The organism is uncultured Microbulbifer sp., assembly GCF_947504145.1.
Taxonomy (GTDB): Bacteria; Pseudomonadota; Gammaproteobacteria; order Pseudomonadales; family Cellvibrionaceae; genus Microbulbifer.
Genome location: NZ_CANNGQ010000002.1, coordinates 947,825 through 973,919 on the forward strand (window position 1 = coordinate 947,825; position 26,095 = coordinate 973,919).

General features: G+C 56.0%; 18 protein-coding genes. 13 read left to right on the forward strand and 5 right to left on the reverse strand.

Translation table 11 applies throughout. The features are described from left to right. Positions 1 to 26: 26 nt before the first annotated feature. From Q1A74_RS10590 to Q1A74_RS10600, 3 genes are read left to right on the forward strand one after another with little or no spacing between them, the layout of a single operon-like run. Positions 27 to 539 (forward strand): PilX N-terminal domain-containing pilus assembly protein, encoded by a 513-nt coding sequence (locus tag Q1A74_RS10590; protein WP_299595525.1) that lies wholly within the window; start codon positions 27 to 29, stop codon positions 537 to 539. 29 nt (positions 540 to 568) lie between these two features. Further along, positions 569 to 4,789 (forward strand): PilC/PilY family type IV pilus protein, encoded by a 4,221-nt coding sequence (locus Q1A74_RS10595; protein WP_299595527.1) that lies wholly within the window; start codon positions 569 to 571, stop codon positions 4,787 to 4,789. Between the two features lie 17 nt (positions 4,790 to 4,806). Next, entirely contained in the window at positions 4,807 to 5,226 is a 420-nt protein-coding gene (locus Q1A74_RS10600) for a type IV pilin protein (RefSeq protein WP_299595529.1), read from the forward strand. A 63-nt stretch (positions 5,227 to 5,289) separates the two neighbouring features. Here Q1A74_RS10600 and Q1A74_RS10605 read toward each other — a convergent pair whose 3' ends face one another. Both Q1A74_RS10605 and Q1A74_RS10610 read right to left on the reverse strand, forming a co-directional pair. Then, positions 5,290 to 6,726 (reverse strand): sigma-54 dependent transcriptional regulator, encoded by a 1,437-nt coding sequence (locus Q1A74_RS10605; protein ID WP_299595603.1) that lies wholly within the window; start codon positions 6,724 to 6,726, stop codon positions 5,290 to 5,292. Between the two features lie 43 nt (positions 6,727 to 6,769). After that, positions 6,770 to 8,437 (reverse strand): ATP-binding protein, encoded by a 1,668-nt coding sequence (locus Q1A74_RS10610; RefSeq protein WP_299595531.1) that lies wholly within the window; start codon positions 8,435 to 8,437, stop codon positions 6,770 to 6,772. 125 nt (positions 8,438 to 8,562) lie between these two features. Here Q1A74_RS10610 and Q1A74_RS10615 point away from each other — a divergent pair, with 125 nt between their 5' ends. After that, positions 8,563 to 10,191 carry an NAD+ synthase gene (locus tag Q1A74_RS10615; RefSeq protein WP_299595533.1) on the forward strand — a complete coding sequence of 543 codons (1,629 nt, stop codon included), beginning with the start codon at positions 8,563 to 8,565 and terminating at the stop codon, positions 10,189 to 10,191. 97 nt (positions 10,192 to 10,288) lie between these two features. On the opposite strand, the gene Q1A74_RS10620 is transcribed toward Q1A74_RS10615, so the two are convergent. Beyond that, entirely contained in the window at positions 10,289 to 11,233 is a 945-nt protein-coding gene (locus Q1A74_RS10620; protein ID WP_299595535.1) for an outer membrane protein assembly factor BamD, read from the reverse strand. A 166-nt stretch (positions 11,234 to 11,399) separates the two neighbouring features. Between Q1A74_RS10620 and rluD the strand changes: the two genes are divergently transcribed. The 5 genes from rluD to Q1A74_RS10645 all read left to right on the forward strand — a co-directional run bounded on the left by rluD (position 11,400) and on the right by Q1A74_RS10645 (position 20,305). After that, entirely contained in the window at positions 11,400 to 12,362 is a 963-nt protein-coding gene (gene rluD / locus Q1A74_RS10625; RefSeq protein ID WP_299595537.1) for a 23S rRNA pseudouridine(1911/1915/1917) synthase RluD, read from the forward strand. Positions 12,363 to 12,393: 31 nt separating this feature from the next. After that, on the forward strand, positions 12,394 to 13,155 hold the full coding sequence (gene pgeF, locus Q1A74_RS10630) for a peptidoglycan editing factor PgeF (RefSeq protein WP_299595539.1): 762 nt from the start codon (positions 12,394 to 12,396) through the stop codon (positions 13,153 to 13,155). Between the two features lie 156 nt (positions 13,156 to 13,311). Then, the gene (gene clpB, locus Q1A74_RS10635; protein WP_299595541.1) at positions 13,312 to 15,918 is read left to right on the forward strand and encodes an ATP-dependent chaperone ClpB; all 2,607 of its coding nucleotides are present in this window, start codon (positions 13,312 to 13,314) and stop codon (positions 15,916 to 15,918) included. 59 nt (positions 15,919 to 15,977) lie between these two features. Further along, positions 15,978 to 17,174, forward strand: coding sequence for an efflux RND transporter periplasmic adaptor subunit (locus Q1A74_RS10640; protein ID WP_299595543.1), 1,197 nt, complete (start codon positions 15,978 to 15,980; stop codon positions 17,172 to 17,174). Between the two features lie 29 nt (positions 17,175 to 17,203). Continuing rightward, positions 17,204 to 20,305, forward strand: coding sequence for an efflux RND transporter permease subunit (locus Q1A74_RS10645; protein WP_299595545.1), 3,102 nt, complete (start codon positions 17,204 to 17,206; stop codon positions 20,303 to 20,305). Positions 20,306 to 20,327: 22 nt separating this feature from the next. Here Q1A74_RS10645 and Q1A74_RS10650 read toward each other — a convergent pair whose 3' ends face one another. After that, positions 20,328 to 20,822 carry a DUF4124 domain-containing protein gene (locus Q1A74_RS10650; protein ID WP_299595547.1) on the reverse strand — a complete coding sequence of 165 codons (495 nt, stop codon included), beginning with the start codon at positions 20,820 to 20,822 and terminating at the stop codon, positions 20,328 to 20,330. A 531-nt stretch (positions 20,823 to 21,353) separates the two neighbouring features. Between Q1A74_RS10650 and Q1A74_RS10655 the strand changes: the two genes are divergently transcribed. The 4 genes from Q1A74_RS10655 (at position 21,354) to pssA (ending at position 25,739) form a co-directional block, all read left to right on the forward strand. Beyond that, a complete protein-coding gene (locus tag Q1A74_RS10655) occupies positions 21,354 to 23,090 on the forward strand; it encodes an acetolactate synthase 3 large subunit (protein WP_299595549.1) in 1,737 nt (578 codons plus the stop codon). 16 nt (positions 23,091 to 23,106) lie between these two features. Continuing rightward, positions 23,107 to 23,598 (forward strand): acetolactate synthase small subunit, encoded by a 492-nt coding sequence (gene ilvN / locus Q1A74_RS10660; protein WP_299595552.1) that lies wholly within the window; start codon positions 23,107 to 23,109, stop codon positions 23,596 to 23,598. Between the two features lie 80 nt (positions 23,599 to 23,678). Further along, positions 23,679 to 24,704, forward strand: coding sequence for a ketol-acid reductoisomerase (gene ilvC / locus Q1A74_RS10665; protein WP_299595554.1), 1,026 nt, complete (start codon positions 23,679 to 23,681; stop codon positions 24,702 to 24,704). A gap of 117 nt (positions 24,705 to 24,821) precedes the next feature. Further along, positions 24,822 to 25,739 (forward strand): CDP-diacylglycerol--serine O-phosphatidyltransferase, encoded by a 918-nt coding sequence (gene pssA / locus Q1A74_RS10670; protein WP_299595556.1) that lies wholly within the window; start codon positions 24,822 to 24,824, stop codon positions 25,737 to 25,739. A 172-nt stretch (positions 25,740 to 25,911) separates the two neighbouring features. Here the strand turns inward: pssA and Q1A74_RS10675 are convergent. Then, on the reverse strand, positions 25,912 to 26,095 hold a 184-nt coding region (locus Q1A74_RS10675; protein ID WP_299595558.1), incomplete at its 5' end, for a hypothetical protein.

Sequence of the window (26,095 nt, forward strand, 5' to 3'; positions counted from 1 at the left end):
TGTCTCAAATAGCAGGTATCCAATCCATGCAGCAGCAGCGTGGAGCCACACTGATCGTTGGCCTGATCATGGTGTTATTGATGACCATCGTTGGTATGGCTGCGATTCGTGGCAGCAGCATGCAGGAGCTGATGGCGGGTAACCTCCGCGATCGTAACCTTGCTTTTCAGGCTGCGGAGGCAGGCTTGCGCCAAGGGGAGTCCATATTGAGTTCGCTGACCCCGCCAGTTTTTGATAACGATGTTTCGGATGGGTATACAACAGAGATGGACGGTTCCACTCAGTCGGGTTTTTGGGATACCTACACTTGGGCCTCGGGTTCTCAGCAGCAAGATATCGGACTTTTATGGGTTAGTCAGCAGCCGCAATTTGTGATTGAAGAGGTAACCACTTCTTCTGCAGTAGTATCGGAAGGTGGTGCGATTGATTTTGAAACTAGTCTAAAAACGGAAGAGCGTACTTTCTACCGGGTTACCAGTCACGGTTTCGGTGGTACCGACACTTCGGAAGTCATTCTTCAGTCCACCTACAAGAAATAACAGCGGCCGTCAGGATGAGTACAACGATCATGTTAAAGAAATTTAAAACCAAGCTGTTACAGAATATCGCCGCGCCTCTACTCAGCCTCGGGGTCGCTCACAGTGCCTTGTCACTCGAGCTGGCGCAGTCGCCGCTGTTTTTGGCGCAGCCGGTAAAGCCGCTGGTGATGCTGAATATGTCCAATGATCACCAGCTATATTTCAAGGCTTATGATGACTATACAGACCTTGATGAAGATGGTATCGCCGATACAACTTATATGAATGACTATGACTACTATGGCTATTTTGATAGCAATAAGTGTTATAGCTATGAATCCGGACGTTTTGAACCTGAGGCGTTCACAACCAATCACTTTTGTGATTCTGTGGACGGTGAATGGAGTGGCAACTTTCTTAACTGGGCCACCATGACCCGTATGGACGCAGTGCGGAAAATTTTGTATGGCGGCCTGCGCTCCACGGATGGTGATAAAGACGGAATTACTGTTCTTGAACGCGCGTTCCTGCCTCAAGATGCTCATGCTTTTGCCAAGTACTATAACGGCCCGAATATCAGTAAATTAACGGGGCACAATTTTCCGGCGGGAACTTCGAAAGATTCCGGTATTACGCTATGTAACGCAACGGATAGCGCTACATACGACAATAGTACAAATGTTTTTTCCCAGACTAATAATCGTGCTCCCAAGATTATGGTAATGAAAGGGAATTATTCATTATGGGCGAGCAATGAGCGCTGGCAATGTCGTTGGGGGAGCGGGAGCAATGGTAACAATTCTTCCGATAGTCAAATCAATGCCTATTCCAGTGCGCCGAGCAAAACCGATGGCTTTGAATATAATGCTAGAGTTCAGGTGTGTAAGGCTGGGCTTCTCGAGGAAAGCTGTCGCTCCTATCCAGATGGTAACTCCAAGCCTTCAGGCTTGCTGCAAAAGCACGGGCAGAACGGAGAAATTCTATTTGGGTTGATGACTGGATCTTACGGAAAAAATAAATCTGGCGGTGTTTTGAGAAAAAATATCGCGGATCTTAGTGATGAAATTGACGCGGATGCAGATGGCCGCTTTATCAGCTCGGCAGGTATTGTCAGCACCCTGAATAAACTGCGTATATACGGATATAGGTATAGCGGTGGCGGTAATAATGGTGCCTATAACGACGATGTTGCGGATGACTGCCCGTGGGCGTTGAATTCATTCTCGGACGGGCGCTGTTCCAACTGGGGTAATCCCCAGTCAGAAATTTATCTCGAGTCCTTGAGGTATCTCGCCGGTAAATCGGTCAACACAGATTTTGATCCAAGTGGTGCTGATGATACCAGTTACATCTCCGGATTAAGCTCCGCTACTTGGGTTGATCCGATTGGTAGCGCTAATCACTGTGCAGCCTTGAATATTATCCAGTTCAATGCATCCAGCAGCTCTTATGATGATGACTTTTCTGATGCATCTGATTTGAACGCGATTGGCACCATTGATTCCTGGACAAATGAGATTGGCACCGCGGAGGGTGTCAATGGTAACCACTATTTCGTCGGTGAAAGCGGAGGTGATACCAACCAGTTGTGTACTGCCAAGTCGGTTGCAAACCTTTCTGACGTGGCAGGTACCTGCCCCGATGCGCCCCGCCTTGGCGGAACTTATGACATTGCTGGCCTGGCTTATTACGCACGCAGCTCTAAGATCCGGACTGATTATGACGTAGGTAATGTAACTACGTATGGCGTTGCTCTCGCTCCGGCGGTACCCCAGGTCACTATTCCGGTCTCGGGTGACGGCAAGTCTGTAACCATTCTGCCGGCGTGTCGAAATAACAAGGTGTCGGGGAATTGTGCGATCGTCGACTTCAAAATTATCGAGCAGACTACAGATGGGACGTCGGGAACTTTGTACGTCAACTGGGAGGACAGTGAGCAAGGTGGTGACTTCGACCAGGATATGTGGGGGTTGATCAAGTATCAGGCAACTGCAACAGAAGTGAAAGTTACAACACAGGTGATGGCCCAGTCTACCGGTGATGCGATGGGGTTTGGTTATGTTATCAGTGGGACTACCCGGGATGGTTTCCACGCGCATTCTGGAATTAATGGCTTCACTTATACGCCGGAAAATATTCTGGATAAAGCTTGTGGTGTCAGTGGTGGTTGTAATTGCCGAGTTGGGGATGGCTATGGCGGACAAGGTGCGTGTAATTTCAGCCATTCTGATGCGCTTGCCAGCGTAGAAACCTATTCTGTTGGCGATTCGTCAGGTACTTTGCTGGAGTCGCCGCTATATTACGCTGCAAAATGGGGTGGGTTCGGTGATGATGAAAATGGACAGGCCCCGACTGTTGAAAGTATCAGTGCTACTGATCCAGAGACATATTATTTTGCTATTGATCCTGCCGAGTTAGAAGAAAGTCTCAGCAAGGCTCTGGACCAGGTGGCGTCGGCCGCTGGCGCAGCCTCGTCTGTAGCCACTAACTCCACTCGTCTCGGCACCGATACCGTGGTTTATCAGGCAATGTTCGACAGTGCTGATTGGTCCGGTCAACTGACTGCGCGTCAATTAACCGAAAACGGCACGCTCGGTTCTACTATCTGGCAAACCGATGACAACAAGTTCGCCTCTCACGCTAGCCGGAATATTGGTACTAGCGCGAATGGTAGCGGTGTAGATTTTCTTTGGGCTAATCTCTCCGATGTACAAAAGGCCGCGCTGATCGGAAGTGACACTGAGGCCGACGGTATGAACCGGCTGGATTGGGTTCGAGGGGATGATGTTGATGGTTTGCGTGACCGTGAATCGATCCTCGGTGATGTGGTGAACTCCAATCCAGTGTTTGCGGGGAAAGAAAAGTACCGTTTCGATAATTTGCCTGCTGATCTTGGCGGGGGTAGCTACCTCACCTTCTATAACGCATACAAGACAAATCGCGCGGAAGTGCTGTATGTGAATGCCAATGATGGAATGTTACACGGTTTCAATGCTGCTAACGGTAATGAGCTGTTTGCGTATGTTCCCTCAACTATTTACGACAAGCTGAAAAATCTCACAGCGCCAAACTATGGGACTGGTAGTAATCCTCATACCTACAATGTTGACGGCCCGATTTTTGTTGGCGATGCCTATATAGGCAATAGTTGGAAGACTATTCTGATAGGTACTCTGGGTGCTGGCGGGAAAGGGTTGTTTGTGCTGGATGTTACGGATCCGGCGAACTTCGATCCTGAAGACGATGTGCTGTTCGAGCTTACCGAAGCGGATTTTCCTGAATTAGGCAATATCACTGGGCAGCCCGTTATTGCTCCGACTCTGGATGGTTGGAAGGTAATTCTTGGGAATGGTTACAACTCTGGCGGGGTGGATTCAGAGCGTGCGCGGCTATTTGTCATCGATCTGGAAAATCCGACGACCGAAACTCGTGTGATTCAGGCCGGTACATCCGGAAGCAACGGTCTTGCTGCACCATCTTTATTGACCAATGGCAATGGGCTGGTGGTAACGGCATACGCCGGTGATCTGCTGGGTAATATGTGGAAGTTTGATTTGAGCGATTCTACAGACCCGGATAATTGGGGCGTTGCATTCCAGTCCGGAGGCGTCGATGTACCTCTATTTACTGCAACGGATGGAACGAACCGCCAGCCGATCACCGCAGCGCCGACACTCGGTCTCAACGAGCAGATGAACAATGCAATCATGGTGTACTTCGGTACCGGCAGTTACCTGTCGAGCAGCGATAACGAAGTGGGGAGTGTCGTTAACAGCTTCTACGCTATAGCCGATCAAGGTGCGGCAGTTTCCGGTCGCAGTGTGCTGATGGAAAAGGATATTAGTTCAGAGTCGAATACCCGCACCATTTCGAATAATGACACCACGTCTTGGTGGGCCACCCAAAAGGGCTGGTATCTGGATTTGAGTGTTGACGGTTCAGTAACTGGCGAGCGTGTAATCAGTAAACCTTTGCTGAGATATGATCGCCTTCTGTTCCCGACCCTGATCACTTCAACGGACCCCTGTGCGTTTGGTGGTAGTGGCTGGCAGATGGAACTCAAGGCCGTCGGAGACAAATTTCCGAACCATTCAATTTTCGGTGAAGACGGCGAAAAAGTAGATTATGCAATCATCGGGTACTCCGATATGGTTCAGCACGGTGAAAAGGCATACCTGCCGACCAACAACATCAAGGGAGAGCTGGAGGTGCACGAGGGTTCAATCCCGGGTGATGCGGTGGGCCGTATGTCCTGGCGGCAATTGCGTTAATCAAAGGTTTTAAAGTAATGAAAAAAGTACAAGGGTTTAGTTTGATCGAACTGATGATTGTGGTGGCAATCATCGGGATTATTGCCGGAATTGCGTATCCGTCGTATATGGAATCCGTACGCAAGAGTAATCGTGCAGATGCGAAAGCATCGCTAAATGATGTCAGCCAGCGGTTACAGCGTTGCTACACGGCGTATAGTAGTTACGTGCACGCGAGTTGTAGTGTCGGAGCTACGCTGAATACTGCAGGTGGTTCTATCGCCTCCGGGGAGAGCATGTATAGCATAACCGGTGCGTTGACAGCGACAACGTTTACACTTACGGCGACGCCGATTGCTGGTGGCGTGCAGTCTTCAGATGCGAAATGTACAACCTTGACACTGAGTCAGTCTGGAGTGCGTAACGCCACAGGTTCTAATCCTGCCAGCTGCTGGTAAAGGCGAGGCGCGGATAGTTTGAAGCACATGGGATGTTTCTTGAATAACCCGGCTTTTGCCGGGTTATTCGTTTTCAAGCCCCAGTTTTTTCAGTCGGTAGCGCAGTGACCGAAAGCTGATCCCCAGCCTTTCCGCCGCAGCAGTACGGTTCCAGTCTGTTTCACTAAGTGCATCTTCGATTGCAGTGCGCTCAATCGTCTGTAGGAATTCATCCAGTGTGGAGTAATCGGAAGCGGAGAACTGGCCTGGATAGCTTCGTAGCTCCGATTCCATCAGTGGCTTGAGGCCTAGTGGCTGGCTGGTTGTGTGTTGGCTTTTTGTTGGCTCTGAATATAGCGAGGCGCCCGCTGCGGGCTGCTCGGCCGGAATCAGCAGATCAGTTGCGTAAAGTGTATTCCGCTCGCAAAGGGTGACTGCCCGTTCAAGAATATTTTCCAGTTCCAACAGGTTCCCTGGGAAGGTGTATGCCTGAAGGGCGTTAATGGCATCCTGAGATGCCTTCGGTACACCACCTCTACGATCCACCGAAATTTTACGTAACGTGTTGCGTACCAGTAGTGGAATATCATCTTTTCTCTGCCGCACTGGTGGGGCGTGCAGCTCGATGACGTTGATGCAATAGTAAAGGTCACTGTGAAAGCGTCCGGTGCGGACTTCTTCGATCAGGGGAGTCTGGCTGGCGCTGAGAATACGCAGGTTCAGGTCCAGGCCTGCATTTCCGTTTGCGCCGGGAAGTTTTTTATCCTGGATGGTCTGAAGAAGCTTTATTTGTGTTTCCGGCGGAAGGCAGGAAACTTCATCGAGAAACAAGGTGCCGCCGTTCGCTGCAAAAACGATACCGGAGCTAAGACTGTCGGAATCCCTTCGCCCGAATAGAGTTTCTTCGATATTGTTTGCCGGGACCGCTGCGCAGTACACGGGGATAAAGGGCTTGTCCGAGCGGGGGCTTTGTTCGTGGATGCTGCGTGCCGCCAATTCTTTACCTGTGCCGGTTTCACCGACTATATGCGCGGGCGCATCACTGCGCGCTATTTTCTCGATTTGAGAGCGCAGTTTTTGAATGGATTCCGAAGGGCCCTGCAGCAGCGGCGGAAACTCCTGCTGCTCAACAACTCGGCCTTCATTCAATCGCAGAGCCAGTTGTACCAGGCTGCGCAGACGCTCAAGGTTGACCGGTTTGCTGACGAAATCAAATGCGCCAAGCTTGAGCGCCGTAATGGCGGTGTCCATATTCCCGTGTGCGGTGATGACCGCTACGGGGAGCAACCGTTCCGCCGGGAAGTCCTGAATTTCCGCAACAATCTCCAGCCCCTCGCCATCCGGCAACCGCATATCCGTCAAGCAGAAATCATAGTGCTTTTCGTTCAGACGTCGTTTTGCTTCCGTCACCGACATGGCGATATCTGCGCGGACGCCCATCCTGTGCAGGGTCATTGATATCAAATCACAGATATCGGGCTCGTCATCGACGATCAGGGCAATGGGTTGGCGGTCGGGCATATTGGTCAAAAATTATTTTTGTTGTCGGGGCCAGGAGTGGTGCTTAAAAGACCTGGTCGGCATGGGAAAATTCTACTCTGAAGCAGCTGCGCTTGTCTTGGCTTCGACAGTAGTAGATGTTGGCCCGGGTGGACTCGCACAGCTCCCGGGCAATATACAGGCCGAGGCCTGCGCCGGAAGACTCGGTGGTGAAAAATGGTTCAAAAATCTGATCGGCGTGCTCTTCGGCAACACCGTTGCCCATGTCGATTATTTCGAGACGGGCACAATCCCTGTCGGCTATATGAGTGACAGACAGCTCCACTTCGGGTACACCGGTTGCCAGACTCGAATGTCTGATGGCGTTGTTGCACAGGTTGGTAACCACCTGCGACATCTGGCTCGGGTCGAAGCGCGCCGGTACCGGTGTGGATGGTACGGTGTACTTGATAATGGTGTCTGGCGATACGCTTGCGGTGTAGTCCCTCAGAAATTCTTCTGTCCAGCGGCGCAGGTCGAGCAGTTGCGGTGCGGGCGGCTGGCGTCGGGAAAGCTGCATCACGTTTTCCACAATCTGATTTACGCGCTGGCTGTGCCGGCTGATGATTTCCGTCAACTGCCGGTCTTCGTTGCCTATGGAGTCGGATTCTGCCAGTAGTTGTGCCGCGTGGCTGATGGCCCCCAGTGGGTTGCGTATCTCGTGGGCGATAGAGCCGGTCAGGCGGCCCAGCGACGCGAGCTTTAATTGTTGTGCCTGCTGGGAAAGTTTGCGGTTGTCCTCAAGGAATACAAGGGTACTGCGTCTGTTTTCACTGGTGCGATCATTGGACAGGCTGGTGACACTAGCACGCAGTTCGCTGTGCCCTGCCCCCTGGATGATGCCGCTGTGGGAACCGGATTGCCGCCGCAGGGCCTCCAGAGATTCATTTAAGGTCGGGCTCAGTTGCCCGCCGACGATGCGGTTTACACCGAGTAATTGCTGCGCAGAGCGGTTGATAAGCTCGGCATTCCCCTGGCCGTCGAGCACCAACACACCGGTTTGCATCTGAGCCACAATCTGCTGCGTCAACCGCTGAAGATGCGCAGCCTGCCGTCGTTCCTGCTCTGCTTTCTGGTTGGCGATACGGATGTGCGCGGACAGGTACTGCAGCGCGGTGACACAGGTGAACAGCAGAATACCGAGGCTGCCTGCCGAGACGATGTCTTGTGTGGTGGCTTCTCCGGTGAGCAGTCCGAACAGCTGTTGGATAATCACCGCAATACTGGCGATGGCGGCGAGGAACGCGCCCATCCTGCGGTCCAGCAGCAGTGATCCTACCGCGCAGGTTGTCAGCATCAAATAACCGACGCCGGAGTTGAGGCCGCCGCTGGCCTGGATCAACAGTAGGAATACCAGAATATCGCAGCTGAGGATGCTGCCTTTCCGCAAAGGGGATGCCTTGAAGTGGCTGGGGTAGAGATACAGCAGCCACGCGATATTGAGTACTGCGTAAGTGATCGCGGTATTCAGGTACAGCGCGGGGTGCAGGGTGCCCACGGCGCCGCGGCTAATCCCCGAGGCAAATAACCCCAGGAGAACCAGCGCGATAACCACCCGGTACCAAGCGTAGATCTTGAGCAGGTCCCGCTGGCGCAGGCGAGGGCGGGGTAGTTCGGCGTTGTGGGGGGCTGGAGCTTGCGCAGGTGTGTTGTCCCGGGGTATCGCAGCGTCGGATACAGTCTGGCTGCTCACTTTTTGTTCTCGCTGTGCTTTTATTGCTATTGATCTGTGGCGAATGGCAAAGCCAGTGCCGGGCAGATGTTGTGCGCCCGGGTGTCGTGGCTACAATAGCCGCCTCAGATTAACGGGGTAATAAGATGTCTACTTTGCAGCTAGTGCTGGCGCAAATCAATCTGTTGGTGGGGGATATTCCCGGTAATACCGACCAGGTGGTCGAAGTCGCCGGCCGCGCGCACCGGGAACACGGCGCGGATCTGGTGCTGTTTCCGGAGTTGACCCTGTGTGGCTATCCCCCGGAAGACCTTCTGTTGCGCCCGAGTATGCAGAAGCGTATTGACGCCGCCCTAGCCAGGCTGCGGGAGGCGAATCTGCCCTGCGCGGTTCTGGTGGGTTATCCCCGGGTGGTTGCCGGCACGGTACTGAACGTAGCGGGCCTGATTCAGGATGGCGAGCTGGTGGCCGAGTACGCCAAGCAGAAACTTCCCAACTTCCAGGTGTTCGATGAGCTGCGCTATTTTGTGCCCGGTGATCAGCCTTGCGTGGTGGATATCAAGGGGATACCGACCGCTATCACCATCTGTGAAGATATATGGCACCCGGAGCCCATTGCCCAGGCGGAGCGCGCTGGGGCCCGGCTGATGTTGAATATCAACGCGTCCCCATTCCATCGGGGTAAGGCTCAGGAGCGGCTCGCGCTGCTTGGCGGGCAGGCGAAGGCCGGCAAGATGCCTATTGTCTATGTCAATTCTGTGGGTGGGCAGGACGAACTGGTATTCGACGGCGGTTCCTTTGCCGTCGATGAGAATGGCGAGTTGAGCGCTCGCGCGCCGGAGTTTATCGAGAGCCTGCTGCCGGTGACGGTGGAGGCCGCAGGCGATCGGGTGACACTTGCCAAAGGGAATGATGCCAAGCCACTCGATGGGCTGGCCTCGGTGTACCAGGCACTGGTACTCGGTGTGCGCGATTATGTGAACAAGAATGGCTTCAGGGGCGTGGTACTGGGGTTGTCGGGCGGGATTGACTCGGCACTGACACTGGCGGTAGCGGTGGATGCGCTGGGCCCGGATCGGGTCGAAGCGGTGATGATGCCATTCCGCTATACCTCGGACCTGTCGAAAAACGACGCTGCCGACCAGGCCACCCGATTGGGTGTGCACTATCGGGTAATCGGCATTGAGGGGATCTTTGACGCGGCCATGCTGGCACTGGAGAACGAGTTTGCCGGTAGTGAGCGGGATACCACGGAAGAAAACCTGCAGGCGCGTGCCCGCGGCATGTTGCTGATGGCCATTTCCAACAAGAAAGGCTTTATGGTGCTGACAACCGGCAACAAAAGCGAGATGGCAGTGGGTTATGCCACGCTCTACGGGGATATGGTCGGTGGCTACAACGCTCTCAAGGACGTCCCCAAGATCCTGGTGTACGAATTGTCCCGGTACCGTAATACCGTTTCACCGGTCATCCCGGAGACGGTGATCACGCGCGAGCCCAGCGCCGAATTGGCGCCGGACCAGGTGGATTCCGACAGCCTGCCACCCTACGAGATACTGGATGAGATCCTGCGGCTGTATATCGATGAGGATCACAGTGCCGCATACATCATCCGCAAAGGTTTTGATGAAGCGACCGTGATGCGCGTGGTTCGTCTGGTGGACCGCAATGAGTACAAGCGCCGCCAGGCCGCCGTGGGCGTGCGGATTTCGAAGCGTGGCTTCGGGCGAGACCGACGCTACCCCATCACCAACGGCTGGCAGGCGGGAGAGTAGCGTCCGCAGAGCTTGTTTGCTCTCCATTCGTCCAAATAAAAAAGGCCCCGCTGGTACCAGTGGGGCCTTTTTTGTTGCCGGTCCTTCGGATCAGCGATCAGAGCTCCGGCGGCAGAGGTGCATCTTCCGGGCGGTACTCGGCGTTGTACAGCTCGCGGCTGTCGAACCCACGCGGATCAGACTTCTCGAACAGGCCGAGGGTGATGCGGTGGATAAAGCTGCGGCCGCTGGCGCCCGCGTAGTACTTGTAATTAAAGGAGCCGTCGTCGCGGAACGCCGGGTGGTGCGGGTAGTTGGTGCGCAGTACGGCCAGCGAGGTCGACTCTAACTGTGGCATTTCCAACAGGTTGTATGACTGCACCATCACTGCCAGCGCATCCGGCACCGCCGGGGTCTGCTGGAAGTTTTCCACTACATAGCGGCCGCGGTTGGCGGCGGCCAGGTAGGCGTTGCGCTTGAAGTAGTAGTTGGCCACGTGAATTTCGTAGCGGGCCAGCAGGTTGCGCAGATGGATCATGCGCTTTTGGGCGTCCGGGGCGTAACGGCTCTCCGGGTAGCGCGCCATCAACTGGGCAAAATAGGCGAAGGATTCCCGTGCTGAGCCCGGGTCGCGGCGGGTCATGTCCGTGGGCAAAAAGCGCTCAAACAGGCCACTGCCTTCGGTAAAGGACGCCAGCCCCTTCATGTAATAGGCGTAATCCACGTTGCGATGCTGCGGGTGCAGACGGATAAACCGGTCTGCTGCGGAAATTGCCGCATCATTCTGGTAATCGCGATAATAGGCGTAGATCAGTTCTAATTGAGCCTGTTCGGCGTAATTGCCAAAGGGGAAGTTGTCTTCCAGGGCCCGCAGGTTCTTGATCGCCAGCTCCCACTGGCTGGATTTGAGCTGCCGCTGGGCGGCTTCGTAGAAGGCCTGCTCGGTGCGGTTTCCAGAGGGAAGCCCCTCTTCTTCTTCATCGGTACTGGCGCACGAGGCTACCAATACAGCCAGCATTGCCAGCAATAGCGTTTTCCAGGCCTGATTATTCCAGGACCACATCGCCCCTCGCTCTATCATTATTCGTCTCAACCTTATTAAACTAGCCGCCCAAAATTCACCGGGGGCCGAAGGGCAGCTATTTAACCACAGCGCCTCGCCAGCCCAAAGTACCAGCGGCCTGCTGACAACCACATTTATTGTGTTACAGGACACTAGACCCTCTCGGATGAGCAATCAAATACATATCGATATTCAAGTGCCCGCGGAGTACGCCGGGCAACGGTTTGACCAGATCGCAGCGGATTTGATCCCTGATTTTTCCCGCGCGCGTCTTCAGGCCTGGATAAAAGGCGGCCAGCTCACGGTCGACGGACGCTCCCACAAGCCCAAAGACAAGCTGTTTGGCGGCGAGCAGCTCCAGTTGCGCGCGGAACTGGAGCCCCAGGGCGAGTGGCAAGCTCAGGCGATGGACCTGAATATTGTCTACGAAGACGACAGTCTGCTGGTGGTCAATAAACCGGCGGGCCTGGTAGTACACCCCGCAGCGGGCAACCCCGACGGTACATTGCTGAATGGCTTGCTGGCGCACTGCGCGGGGCAGCAGAATATTCCCCGCGCTGGCATAGTGCACCGTCTCGATAAAGACACCAGTGGCCTGATGGTGGTGGCAAAAACACTGCAGGCGCAGGCCGACCTGGTGAACCAGCTCAAGGCCCGCACCGTCAGCCGCCAGTATGATGCCGTTGTGCTCGGCACCCTGAGTGGTGGCGGTACCGTCGACGCCCCCATGGGGCGCCACCGTGTACACCGCCTGAAAATGGCGGTACTGCCGAATGCCAGTGCGGGGGCGAAGGAAGCGATTACTCACTATCGTCTGCAGGAGCGATTTCGCGGTCACACCCTGGTGCGCTGCCAGCTGGAAACCGGCCGCACTCACCAGATCCGCGTGCATATGGCGCATATCCGTCATCCGCTGGTGGGCGATCCGCTGTACGGCGGGCGCAATAAACTGCCTACCGGCGCAGAGCCTGAACTGATCGAAGCACTGCAGCAGTTTCCTCGTCAGGCGCTGCACGCGGCGGAGTTGGCACTTATTCACCCGGTAACCGCCGAGACCATGCACTGGTCGGCATCCATGCCGGAGGATATGCTCCAATTACTCGCGCTGTTACGCGCTGACAATAGCTGAATACAAACCACTGATTTCCACAGGATTGCCCATGGCTGCCGACCACTACCTCAAACCCGAATGGCCTGCGCCCGCCAACGTGCGCGCTGCTGTTACCCTGCGCCGGGACGGAAGCAGTGAGGGACCCTATGCAGAATTCAATCTTGCCGACCACGTTGGGGATTCGCCGGACGCGGTGGCCGCAAATCGCCAGCAGCTGCAACAGGAGTTGAGCCTACCCAGTGCGCCGCAATGGCTGGAACAGATTCACAGCGATAAGGCGGTCCAGGCACAGAATGATGGCAAGGTGCGCACCGCGGACGCGAGTTTCACCACTGACAAAGAGATTGTGTGCGCAGTGCTCACCGCCGATTGCCTGCCGCTGTTGGTGTGCAATCGCGATGGCTCTGAAGTGGCGGCGATCCACGCGGGCTGGCGCGGCCTGACTGGTGGTGTTATCCGCGAGACGATTCACGCCCTGTCGAGTGCACCGGAAGATTTGCTGGTCTGGCTCGGCCCGGCCATCGGGCCTGAAGCATTTGAGTGTGGGGTGGATGTATTGGAGGCTGCATTCGAGTCTTCCTTGAGCGAACCCCATGCGGAAGCCATCGCCAAATGCTTTGTCCCCCACGCGAACAAACCGTTGCACTTCCTTGCGGATATCTACGCCCTTGGGCGCGCCGAGCTGGCGGAGTTGGGAGTCACGCAGGTTTTTGGTGGTGACCGCTGTACCGTTCGTGAAGACGCCGAGTTCTTTTCCTATCGCCGCGACGGCGATACCGGCCGAATGGCTTCACTGATCTGGTTTGAATAACGTTCCGAACGGTGGATGTGCTCTCTCCTCCCGCTTGAAAAGCCGCCGTCAGCCCGCAAATTACTGATCAGCACTAGACTGTATTCGTCATTGCGTTTCCACGCGTCGTCTTTTCCGTTTTCGACGCGTTCATGATCAGGAGAGGGCCCGAGTACCATGCGCATCGACCGGATGACCAACCCCCTACAAGCCGCCATTGCCGACGCACAATCCATCGCCGTCGGCCGCGACCACAACCAGATTTATCCCGAGCATCTGCTGCAGGCACTGCTGGACCAGTCCAATGGTAGTGTTACCGCATTTCTGAACCAGGCCGGTTTCAATATTAACGGTCTGCGTAATGACCTGGCCAAGCGCCTCGACAGCCTGCCTACCGTGGGCACGCCGACCGGGGATGTCGGCATGTCCCAGGAACTGATGCGTCTGTTCAATCTGGCGGATAAAAAAGCGCAAAAAAATGGCGACAGTTTTATTTCCAGCGAAACCGTTCTGCTCGCCGCATTCGACTCTGCCGCCGGCGAAGTGTCAAAAATCCTCAATGCCCAAGGCGACCTGAAGCATCTGCAGGATGCCATCACCAAAATCCGCGGCGACGAGAAGGTCAATGACCCGCAGGCCGAGGAAGCCCGTCAGGCCCTCGACAAGTACACCATGGATCTGACCGCGCGCGCGGAATCGGGCAAGCTCGACCCGGTGATCGGCCGCGACGACGAGATACGCCGCACTATCCAGGTCTTGCAGCGCCGCACCAAGAACAACCCGGTACTGATCGGCGAGCCGGGTGTGGGCAAAACCGCCATCGTTGAAGGACTTGCCCAGCGGATCGTAAACGGCGAAGTCCCCGAAGGCCTGAAAGACAAGCGCCTGCTTTCCCTGGATCTCGGCTCCCTATTGGCCGGTGCCAAGTTCCGTGGTGAGTTTGAAGAGCGCCTGAAAGCGGTGCTGAACGAGCTGTCCAAACAGGAAGGCCGCGTCATTCTGTTTATCGACGAATTGCACACCATGGTCGGCGCTGGCAAGGCCGAGGGTGCCATGGATGCGGGCAATATGCTGAAGCCGGCGTTGGCTCGCGGCGAACTGCACTGCGTCGGCGCCACCACCCTGAACGAATATCGACAATATATTGAAAAAGACGCAGCACTGGAACGGCGCTTTCAGAAGGTGCTGGTGGATGAGCCCAGTGAAGAAGACACCATCGCGATCCTGCGTGGGCTCAAAGAGCGCTATGAGGTCCACCACGGCGTGGACATCACCGATTCGGCGATCATCGCCGCCACCAAACTGTCCCAACGTTATATCACCGACCGCCAGCTGCCGGACAAGGCCATTGACCTGATCGACGAAGCGGCCAGCCGGATTCGTATGGAGATCGACTCCAAACCCGAGGAAATGGACAAACTGGAACGCCGACTGATTCAGCTCAAGATCGAGCGCGAAGCGGTGAAAAAAGACAAAGACGACGAGGCCGCAAAAAAACGCCTGCAAAAACTCGAGGAAGACATCGACGGCATCGAAAAAGAATATGCCGATCTGGAAGAAATCTGGAAGGCGGAAAAAGCCAAGCTGGCCGGTAGTGCGGACATCAAGAACAAGCTGGAGCAGGCCAAGCTGGATATGGATGCGGCGCGCCGCGCGGGCGACCTGACCCGCATGTCGGAAATCCAGTACGGAGTGATTCCGCAGCTGGAGCAACAGCTGAAGCTGGCATCGGACACCAGTGATACCAGTGATAACCAGTTGCTGCGCAACCGGGTTACCGATGAAGAAGTGGCGGAAGTTGTCTCCCGCTGGACCGGAATTCCTGTGTCCAAAATGCTCGAAGGCGAGCGCGAGAAGCTGCTGAAAATGGAAGGAGCCTTACACGACCGAGTGATCGGTCAGGACGAGGCGGTGGAAGCCGTGTCCAACGCGGTGCGTCGTTCCCGCGCCGGGCTCGCAGACCCCAATCGCCCGAATGGTTCTTTCCTGTTTCTCGGCCCTACCGGGGTGGGCAAGACAGAGCTGTGCAAGGCATTGGCGGAATTCCTGTTTGACACCGAAGACGCCATGGTGCGTATGGATATGTCGGAGTTTATGGAGAAACATTCTGTCGCCCGCCTGATCGGCGCGCCTCCGGGGTATGTGGGTTACGAGGAGGGCGGTTACCTCACCGAAGCCGTACGGCGCAAGCCATACTCTGTGCTGCTGCTGGACGAAGTGGAAAAGGCGCACCCGGACGTATTCAACATCCTGTTGCAGGTACTGGAAGATGGTCGCCTGACCGATGGTCAAGGTCGCACCGTCGACTTCCGCAACACCGTGGTGGTGATGACGTCTAACCTGGGCTCGGACCTGATTCAGAAGTACGCCAGTGTCAAAGACGACGATGAGGTGGATAGCGAAATCCACTATCGGCAGATGAAGGCCGCGGTGATGGATGTGGTGGGCAGTCACTTCCGCCCGGAATTTATCAACCGCATCGACGAGGTAGTGGTGTTCCACCCGCTGGATCGTACCGAGGTGCGTTCCATCGCAGAGATTCAGCTGCAGAATCTGCGCAACCGGTTGGCGGAGCGGGATTTGAAAATGGATGTTTCCGAGGAGCTGCTCGACAAATTAGCCGATGTCGGATTCGATCCGGTCTACGGTGCGCGGCCGCTGAAACGTGCAATCCAGATGTGGCTGGAAAACCCGTTGGCACAGGATGTGCTCTCCGGGAAATTTGTCTCGGGCGATACTATTCACGCGACGCTGGAAGGAGACAAAGCGGTATTTAGTAAATAGTACCGTCTGTTGTAGTAGGGGCATGCCCACGGACGGGCAGTAATCAATGGATTTGACGTATGGCACTGGCAGGGCAGATCTTTAACCGGCGCATGCTGTGGATGCTGCTGGGTTGCCTGCTGGTTTTTGGCGGTATTTTTGCGTTCAAAGTGTTCGGCAACTACATGATGAACCAGGCTCTGGACAACATGGCGTTGCCGCCCGCTACCGTTACCACGGCCCGGGCCGAGCAGCAGCGTTGGCAGAACACTCTGAGCGCCGTGGGCAGCCTGCGCGCCGTCAACGGCGTAGATGTGACCACCCAGGCACAGGGGGAGGTTCAAGCCATTTATTTTGAATCCGGTCAGCGGGTCAATAAAGGCACCGTGTTGGCAGAGCTGACGGCGGCGCCGGAAACGGCACAGATTGAAGTGCTTGAAGCTGAGCGGCGCTTGGCCGAGCGGGATTTCAAGCGTATTTCCGAGCTGTATGAGAAAGGCGTGGCGACCCTGCGCGAACTGGATCAAGCCCAGGCCACCCTGGATCAGGTAGTGGCCAATCTGGCGGTACAGCGCGCCACCATTCGCGAGCGAACCATCAGCGCTCCGTTTTCCGGCCAGCTGGGAATCCGGCAGATCGATCTCGGGCAGAATGTAGCACCGGGCGATGCGGTGGTTTCCCTGCAGCAGCTGCAACCCATCTTCGTAGACTTCTCACTTTCCGAACGGGATTTTTCCCGTGTGCAACAGGGGCAGGGCGTCACACTGATCGCAACCGCGGTTCCGGAGAAGACATTTCAGGGGCGGATCACCGCCATCAACCCCACCATCGACCCCCGCAATCGTACGTTCATCCTACAGGCCACCCTGGAGAATGCCGAGCAGCTGTTGCGCCCGGGAATGTTCGCGGATGTGTCGGTTAAAGTGGAAAATTTCCGTACCGTCGTCGTGGTGCCGCGCACATCGATTAGCTATGCCCCTTATGGCAATTCCATTTTTGTCATTCGCAAAGCGGACAAAGAGGCCTGGGAAAAAGCAAACGCAGGTGCGAGAAACCGGCAGGGGCAGGAAATGCAGCCGCCTGACTGGATCGCCATGAAGCGATTTGTGAAGACGGGAGAAGTACGCGGTGACCTGATTGAGATTACCGAGGGCGTAAAAGCGGGAGAGCAGGTGGCAACCAGCGGGCTGTTGAAGCTGCGCAACGAAGGCGCGGTGATCATCAACAATGAAAACCCGCCCCCGGATCAGCTGGCCCCGAAACCGGATAACAGTTAGCGATCGCCGAAGCCTGGCAAGGATGCCGTGTGAATTTTACCGATATCTTTATTCGCAAACCGGTACTGGCCTGTGTGGTCAGCCTGTTTATATTCCTGCTCGGCCTGCGCTCGACCTCCGAATTGAATGTGCGCCAGTATCCGGAGCTGGAAAATGCGGTGATCACGATCACCACCGTGTATGTGGGTGCAGACTCGGACTTGGTTCAGGGGTTTATCACCACGCCGCTGGAGCAGGAAATCGCCAGCGCCGACGGGCTCGACTATATCGTCTCCACCAGTGTGCAGGGCGTGTCGGTGATTCAGGCATATGTGCGGCTGGACTACGACCCCAACGAGGTGCTCACCCAGATTGTTGCCAAGGTCAATAAGCTGCGCAACGAATTACCACTGGAATCCGAAGACTCGACGGTGGACCTGGCAGTGGGCGAGACGATCGCCGCTATGTACCTGTCGTTTTCCTCGGAAATTTTGAATAACAATGAGATCACCGATTACATCACCCGGGTGGTGCAGCCCAAGCTTTCTACGGTTGCCGGTGTGCAGCGCGCAGCGCTGCTTGGCAACCGTACCTTTGCCATGCGCATCTGGTTACGGCCAGAAGCTATGGCCGCGCAGGGTGTAACCCCCGGGGATGTGAGCAACGCACTGCGGCAAAACAATGTGCTTGCGGCCGTGGGGGAAACCAAGGGCACGCGGGTGGCCATCGATATTCGTGCAGATACGGATATCGCCTCGGAAGCCGAGTTCCGCAAACTGGTGGTGCGTGCTGACGATGATCAGTTGGTGCGGCTTGAAGATGTGGCCGACGTGGAGCTGGGGTCGGAATCCTACGATACATCGGTCACCTTCAATGGCCGTTCGGCAACCTTTGTTGCCGTGGAGGTGGCCCCCGATGCCAACGCCCTGGATGTCATTGCGGATGTGCGGGAAAAACTGCACGGCGAAATCTTCCCGCAACTGCCCGAGGGGATGATTGGTGATATCCCCTACGACAGCACCGAGTATATTCAGGACTCCATTAACGAGGTGATCAAGACCATTGCCGAGGCGGTGTTGATTGTCATCGTGGTGATCTACCTGTTCCTGGGTTCGTTGCGCAGCGTGATCATTCCGGCAGTGGCGGTACCCTTGTCACTGGTCGGCGCCATGTTCCTGATGTTGTTGATGGGGTTTTCCATCAACCTGTTGACGCTTCTTGCAATGGTACTGGCGATCGGCATTGTGGTGGATGATGCCATCATCGTGCTGGAGAACGTGCATCGCCATATTGAAGAGGGAATGTCACCAGAGGATGCGGCGTTAAAAGGGGCGCGCGAGCTGGCCTGGCCCATTGTGGCAATGACCACCACCCTGATTGCGGTGTACCTGCCGATCGGTTTTCTCGGCGGACTTACGGGCACGTTGTTTGTGGAGTTTGCATTTTCCCTGGCAGGTGCGGTGCTCTTGTCCGGTGTGGTGGCGTTGACGCTGTCGCCCATGATGGCGGCAAAGGTGCTGAAGCCGCAGGATGGCAGGCGCAGCAACCGCTTTGAAGTCTGGCTGGAGCGAAGGCTTGATGGGCTGGAATCCACTTATCGTCGCCGCCTGCATGGTGCGCTGGATGATCGCCTGGTGATCCTGCTGTTCGGGCTGATCGTACTCGCCAGCTGTTACTTCCTGTTTATCACTTCTCCCAGCGAGCTTGAGCCCAAAGAAGATCGCGGCTTTGTGTTGGGTATCGCCAGTGCGGACTCTTTCGCCACCATCGATTATATGGAGCAGTACACCGCGGAGATCAATGGCGTGCGCGATCGTCATCCCGAGGTGGAAAACCTGTTTCTTCTGAACGGTGTGGGTGGTTCCGGAGACAGCAGCAACAGCGCCATTGCCGGTTTTGTGTTGTCTTCCTGGAACAAGCGGGATAAAGGCACCCATGAAATGCAGTTGCTGATCAACAATGAGGTGTCACAGATTGCGGGGCTCAAAATCGCGACATTTGTGCCGCCGAGTCTGCCCACAGCTGGTGGTCAATTACCGGTAGAGTTCGTGATAGGCACCACCGAACCCATTGCCAGCCTTGCGGGATTTTCGGAAGAAATCATGGCGCGGGCGCTGGAAAGCCGTAAGTTTATTTTTCTCGATTCGAATTTGAAGCTGGACAAGCCGCGCCTCTCGGTGGTGATCGACCGCGATAAGGCGGCGTCTATCGGTGTAACCATGGCGGATGTGGCGAGGGAGCTGGGCTCCATGATGTCCGGGGCCTACACCAATCGCTTTTCGCTGGAAAACCGAAGTTACAAGGTGATTCCGCAGGTGGTGCGGGCGAATCGCCTGAGCGGCGATCAACTGAAGCAGTACTATATCCGCGCCGGCGACGGAACCCTGGTGCCCCTGTCGACCCTGGTGCGCCTGCGCGAAACCGTCGAGCCTCAGCAGTTGAAACGCTTCCAACAATTGAATGCGGTGACCATCTCCGGCGTGCCGCGCCCGGGGATTCCCCTGGGCGAAGCCTTGGGTGTGCTTGAATCGGCAGCGGAGGAAATACTCCCACGAGAATATTCCACGGACTATTCCGGCCAGTCCCGTCAATATAAAAATGAAGGTTCGGATCTACTGCTGACGTTTGCCTTTGCCATGATCGTGATCTACCTGGTTCTCGCCGCCCAGTTCGAGTCCTGGCGCGACCCGCTGATCATGCTGGTGACTGTCCCCATGAGCGTGTGCGGGGCGATGATCTTTGTCAGCCTCGGGTTGACCACATTGAACATTTACACGCAGGTTGGATTGGTGACCTTGATTGGGGTTATTTCCAAGCACGGTATCCTGATCGTGGAGTTTGCCAATCAGTTGCAACTGCAGGGCCGGAGCAAGCGCGAGGCGATTGAGGAGGCTTCGAGTATCCGTTTGCGTCCGATTCTGATGACGACGGCCTCACTGGTACTGGCAATGGTGCCATTGTTGCTTGCAGCGGGGCCCGGCGGCGGAGCGCGGTTTGCCATGGGCTTGGTGGTGGCGTCGGGTATGAGTATCGGCACCCTGTTTACCCTGTTTGTGGTGCCGGCGATGTATCTGTACCTGGGAAGGGATTACGCTGGAGGGAAGCAGTTTGAGAGGGGTGGCCCGGCGGAGAAGAGTGCTCCCGCCGGGTAGGGGCGCCGTATAGGGCCAGATATCAGCAGTTTGTCTGCAGGATTTGGCGGGTTCGCTGGATGCGCTGCTGGCGCTCCTCTTCTGGCAGCACGCGGTAATTGCCGCTGGCGTCGATTTCGCGTATCCGTGCGTGGCTTTCCAGTTCCTGAATCCGCTGTTGTGCGCTGCGGCAGCGCTGAGCGCGGGCGGCCATCTCGGCGTCACTGGGCCGGTTGTTCGCGGTGTCCTGCCCCGTTTGCTGGGTGGGCTGTGCCGCCTGGGTAGCCGGCTTGTTCTTCTCCGCTTCGGCGGCGGTTTCCAGTTTGCGCTTGTCGACCAGCGCCTGCTGTTCACTCTGCCAGTGTTTGTAGCGCGCCGATTTGGGTGCTTTCACCACCTCTACCTTTTCCTTCTGGGGAGGCTGAGAACCAAAGTGCACCACGCCATCCTCGTCCACCCACTTGTATATACCATCGGCCTGTGCGGCCGCCGCCAGCAGGCTCAGCGACAGGGTGAGTGTTGTAACTAAAGTGCGCATGGGAGAGCCGCCTTGATCTGTGAGTATTCTTGTCATTTTGTATTGGTATCGGGCTGGCGCGAAATTCGCGTAGCATCCGCATTGTAACGGGCAGGGGTGGGGACATCGCAACCCAGTTAACACTTTATACGCAGGAAAGGTGCCCGGAGTATCGCTGGCGCCGATCACTGGTTGACACCCGGGTCACAAACTGGACAATTTGCCCCTTACTCGGCGAAGTAGATGTTCCCGCAACACCCTGCGGCTCGCACTCTCTCCCCGGTGGGTTAACCGCCCACCTCCTCCTGCCGAGGAGGCCCTCCCCATCTGGAGGCCTTGGTGCCCGCGCTCCGGTTCCGCTACCGGTCGGGGACCACGCAGATTTTGCGTTGCCGTGAAGTTATCCTAAAAAACGGGCTGAATCTGCGTTTAAGGCTGATATTTATCACGCTTTTCCTTTAGAATCGCCGTCTGGCTTTCGCGCCGCCCGGCTATTCTGTGGTTTGTGGATGATGCGGATCCTAAGAATTGGGAAATTTTGAGGGGGCTCAAGTGGAATTACTCTCCGGCGGCGATATGTTGGTTCGCGCGCTGCAGGATGAAGGGGTAGACCTGATTTTCGGTTATCCCGGCGGTTCGGCACTGCATATATACGATGCCATTTTTCGGCAGAAGAGCATCAAGCATCTTTTAGTACGTCACGAGCAGGGGGCAACCCACTCGGCGGATGGCTATGCCCGTGCTACCGGCAAGACTGGCGTGGTGCTGGTCACCTCTGGTCCCGGGGCCACCAATGCCATCACCGGTATTGCCACCGCCTACATGGACTCTATTCCCATGGTGGTGATCTCCGGGCAGGTGCCTTCTGACAAGATTGGTGAAGACGCTTTCCAGGAAACGGATATGGTGGGCTGCTCCCGCCCGATCGTTAAACACAGCTTCCTGGTCAAAAACGCGGAAGAGATTCCCGAGATCGTCAAAAAAGCCTTTTATATCGCGTCTACCGGCCGTCCTGGCCCGGTAGTCATCGACGTCCCAAAGGATATTACCAACCCGGTAGACCGCTTCCCGTACCAGTATCCGGACAAGTTGCGCATGCGCTCCTATACCCCGGCGGGTAAAGGTCACACTGGCCAGATCCGCAAGGCGGTAGCCTTGCTGCTATCCGCCAAGCGCCCGGTGATCTATGCCGGTGGCGGTGTGGTACAGGGCGATGCTGCCGATTTGTTGACCGAACTGGCGCAGCGCCTGAATTACCCGGTGACCAATACCCTGATGGGACTGGGTGCCTATCCGGGTACCGACAAGCGCTTCCTGGGTATGCTGGGTATGCACGGCACCTTTGAGGCCAATACCGCCATGCACCACGCCGATGTGATTTTTGCGGTGGGCGCGCGCTTTGACGACCGGGTGACCAACACCCCGAGCAAGTTCTGCCCCGGCGCCAAGGTCATTCATATCGATGTGGATCCGGCTTCCATTTCCAAAACCATCACTGCCGATGTGCCTATCGTGGGTACGGTGCAGTCGGTGCTGACCGAAATGCTGGAGATGCTGAAGGCTTCGAAGGAAATGCCGGATCAGTCTGCCATCGTCGACTGGTGGCGTCAGATCGATGACTGGCGTGAACGTCACGGCCTGTACACTGCCCCGCGCTACCGCACCGATGGCGATATGATCATGCCGCAGGAAGTGATCAGTGCGGTGCATCAGATCACCAAAGGTGATGCCTACGTGACCTCGGATGTTGGTCAGCACCAGATGTTCGCGGCGCAGTATTACCTGTTCGACAAGCCGCGCCGCTGGATCAACTCAGGCGGTCTCGGCACCATGGGCTTCGGCCTGCCCGCTGCGCTGGGGGTGAAAGCCGCCTACCCGGATGCGGAGGTGGTCTGTGTTACTGGTGAAGGCAGTATCCAGATGTGTATTCAGGAGCTGTCTACGGCTACCCAGTACAATCTTCCGGTAAAAATTCTGTGCCTGAACAACCAGGCTTTGGGCATGGTGAAGCAGTGGCAGGAAATGCAGTACGAAGGGCGCCTGTCCAACAGTGTGTATGAAGACTCCCTGCCGGACTTCATCAAGCTGGCGGAAGCCTACGGGCACCTCGGTATGAAGATCGAGCACCGCGACGAGCTGCACGGCAAGCTCGAAGAGGCGTTCGCGATCAAGGACCGCACTGTGTTTATCGACGTTTATGTCGATCCGGCTGAACACGTTTATCCCATGCAGGTGATGCCCACGGGCTCCATGCGGGATATGTGGCTCAGCAAAACGGAACGGACGTAAAAGGGAGATAAACAGGATGCGCAGAATCATATCAGTTCTGATGGAGAACGAGCCCGGTGCATTGTCGCGGGTGGTTGGCCTGTTTTCCCAGCGAGGCTACAACATTGAAAGCCTCACGGTAGCGCCAACCGAAGACGCGACCTTGTCGCGTCTGACGCTGACAACCATCGGGGACGACCACAAGATCGAAAAGATCACCAAGAATCTGAACAAATTGATCGATGTGGTAAAGCTGGTGGACCTTACCGAAGGTTCCCATATTGAGCGCGAGCTGTTGCTGGTGAAAGTGCGCGCGACCGGAGCACAGCGTGACGAAGTCAAACGCAGTGTGGATATTTTCCGCGGTCAGATTGTCGATGTCACCAGCAACATGTACACGGTTCAGGTATCTGGTACCAGTGAAAAACTGGACGCTTTCTTACAGGCGCTGGGCGAGCACACCATTATGGAAGTGGTTCGTTCCGGTGTTTCAGGGATCGCTCGCGGTGAGAAGATCCTCAGTATTTGAGTGTCAAAAATCGAAGTGTAGGCTTCAGGCTGTCGAGCCCGGAGCCGGAAATTCAAAGCACATTTAGCAGGAAGTAAGTTATGCAAGTTTATTACGATAAAGATTGTGATCTCTCTTTGATCAAATCCAAAACCGTTGCCATCATCGGCTACGGCTCTCAAGGCCACGCCCATGCAAACAACCTGAAAGATTCCGGCGTAAGCAATGTTGTCGTTGGTCTGCGCAAGGGCTCTGCTTCCTGGGCCAAGGCTGAAAAAGCTGGCCTGCGTGTTGCCGAAGTGGCCGATGCAGTGAAAGACGCGGATGTAGTCATGATCCTGGCCCCGGATGAATACCAGGCGGCGGTATACCGCGAGCAGGTTGCTCCGAACCTGAAATCCGGCGCTGCACTGGCGTTTGCACACGGCTTCAATGTGCATTTCGAGCTGATCGAGCCGCCGAAGGATGTGGACGTAATCATGATCGCACCGAAAGGTCCGGGCCACACTGTGCGCTCCACCTACCTCGAAGGTGGCGGTGTGCCGACCCTGATCGCGATCTATCAGAATGCTTCTGGCAAAGCGAAAGAGCTGGCTCTGTCCTACGCTTCTGCCAATGGCGGCGGCCGTTCCGGTATCATCGAAACCAACTTCCGCGAAGAGACCGAAACCGACCTGTTCGGTGAGCAGGCGGTACTTTGTGGTGGTGTGTCCGCACTGGTTCAGGCGGGCTTCGAGACCTTGACCGAAGCGGGTTACGCCCCGGAAATGGCCTACTTCGAGTGTCTGCACGAGCTGAAGCTGATTGTTGACCTGATGTATCAGGGCGGCATCGCCGATATGCGCTACTCTATCTCCAATACTGCAGAGTACGGTGATTACGTAACCGGACCGCGCATCGTGACCGAAGAAACCAAAGCGGAAATGAAGCGCGTACTGAAAGATATTCAGACCGGCAAATTCGCCAAGGACTTCATGCTGGAATCCCTCGCTGGCCAGCCGCGCCTGAAAGCAGAGCGTCGTATTGGCGGTGAGCACCAGATCGAAGAAGTTGGTGCCAAGCTGCGCTCGATGATGCCCTGGATCAAGGCGAACAAGATCATCGACAAGACCGAAGGCAACAGCTAAATACTGGCCTTCGAGCAAAAAGCGGCGGGACTTTGCGGTCCCGCCGCTTTTTTTTTGCCGGTTCGCCACTGTACACTCCCGGTGTGTAACCAATTCGTGGTTTTTAAGGAAGCTTGTATGAGCGAAAAACAGGGCAACCGGGCAGAGAGCCCTCGGTCCGAAGAAGAAATCCGCCTGCCGGTGGATGAGCATGTGGAAGAAGAGGTGTCCGCGAGTGGTAAGAAGGTGCGTGCGAAGGGTGTCTACCTGCTGCCGAACCTGATTACCACCGGTGCACTGTTCAGTGGCTTCTACGCCATTATTGCCGGCATGAGTGGGAACTTCGAGGCGGCGGCCATCGCCATTTTTGCTGCCATGATCCTGGATGGTCTGGATGGCAGGGTTGCGCGGCTTACGGACACCCAGAGTGCATTTGGGGTTCAGTACGACTCCCTTTCTGACATGGTGTCTTTCGGCCTGGCGCCTGCATTGGTGGTATTCAGTTGGGGGTTGGGTCCCCTCGGCAAGCTTGGCTGGGCGGCGGCATTTCTCTATGCCGCCTGCGCCGCGTTGAGGCTGGCTCGCTTCAATACCCAGGTGGATACGGTCGATAAAGGCGTGTTTATCGGGCTGGCGAGTCCTACGGCCGCGGCCATTGTCGCCAGCATGGTATGGGCGGGGCACGATGCTGAAATCGGCACCGGGTTGGGGGTTGTTGCGGCTCTGGTCACAGCTGCGGCGGGCCTGTTGATGGTGTCTAATTTCCGCTATTCCAGTTTCAAGAAGCTCGACTTCAAAGGCCGGGTTCCTTTTGTGATGATGCTTGCCATCATCCTGGTGTTCAGTCTGGTGACCATTGATCCCCCTCGGGTGTTGCTGGTGATCGCTATCATCTACACCTTTTCTGGCCCTGCCATGTGGGTCTGGACAACTCTGCGTGGTCGCCAAAAAGCCGCGGCGCCTTCTGCGGTAGGTGGCGCTCCCGAAGCGAGCGCGGAGGATGCCGTACAAGAGGGAGATAATGACGGGCAGCCCTCAGGCAGTGATAAACACTAACCTGTATAGACACTGGCCAGTCGCTGCGTGATTGGCCGGCATTTCTTCCTTTGCCGTTTGGCAGTTTCCCAAGCTGACACTATCCTGAAGGAATCCCCTGAACGAAAGTGACGGGCTACCCATGGTGGCCCGGGGCTTCTATTGCTCGAAAACGCCGGTGGGGGAAGGAAATTTAACTTTTTCCAGAAAGTGCTTGCGAAGGCCCTTGGGGGCTCGTATAGTTCGCGCCCTCGCTGCTTGAGCGGCAACGCAAAGCGCAGCGAGATGGCAAGATAAGCGATTGATTTTCAACGAGTTTTTCTCGGAAAAAGAAATTCAAAAAGCCCTTGCCAAGGTCGAAGAGGTCGCTATAATGC

Bases quoted from the DNA above. Each gene is read 5' to 3' on its own strand.
- clpB (WP_299595541.1), top strand. From the start codon at position 13,312: ATGCGCATCGACCGGATGACCAACCCCCTACAAGCCGCCATTGCCGAC.
- Q1A74_RS10600 (WP_299595529.1), top strand. From the start codon at position 4,807: ATGAAAAAAGTACAAGGGTTTAGTTTGATCGAACTGATGATTGTGGTG.
- Q1A74_RS10620 (WP_299595535.1), bottom strand. From the start codon at position 11,233: ATGTGGTCCTGGAATAATCAGGCCTGGAAAACGCTATTGCTGGCAATG.
- pgeF (WP_299595539.1), top strand. From the start codon at position 12,394: ATGGCTGCCGACCACTACCTCAAACCCGAATGGCCTGCGCCCGCCAAC.
- ilvN (WP_299595552.1), top strand. From the start codon at position 23,107: ATGCGCAGAATCATATCAGTTCTGATGGAGAACGAGCCCGGTGCATTG.
- Q1A74_RS10595 (WP_299595527.1), top strand. From the start codon at position 569: ATGTTAAAGAAATTTAAAACCAAGCTGTTACAGAATATCGCCGCGCCT.
- rluD (WP_299595537.1), top strand. From the start codon at position 11,400: ATGAGCAATCAAATACATATCGATATTCAAGTGCCCGCGGAGTACGCC.
- Q1A74_RS10605 (WP_299595603.1), bottom strand. From the start codon at position 6,726: ATGCCCGACCGCCAACCCATTGCCCTGATCGTCGATGACGAGCCCGAT.
- ilvC (WP_299595554.1), top strand. From the start codon at position 23,679: ATGCAAGTTTATTACGATAAAGATTGTGATCTCTCTTTGATCAAATCC.
- Q1A74_RS10590 (WP_299595525.1), top strand. From the start codon at position 27: ATGCAGCAGCAGCGTGGAGCCACACTGATCGTTGGCCTGATCATGGTG.
- Q1A74_RS10615 (WP_299595533.1), top strand. From the start codon at position 8,563: ATGTCTACTTTGCAGCTAGTGCTGGCGCAAATCAATCTGTTGGTGGGG.
- Q1A74_RS10640 (WP_299595543.1), top strand. From the start codon at position 15,978: ATGGCACTGGCAGGGCAGATCTTTAACCGGCGCATGCTGTGGATGCTG.
- Q1A74_RS10650 (WP_299595547.1), bottom strand. From the start codon at position 20,822: ATGCGCACTTTAGTTACAACACTCACCCTGTCGCTGAGCCTGCTGGCG.
- pssA (WP_299595556.1), top strand. From the start codon at position 24,822: ATGAGCGAAAAACAGGGCAACCGGGCAGAGAGCCCTCGGTCCGAAGAA.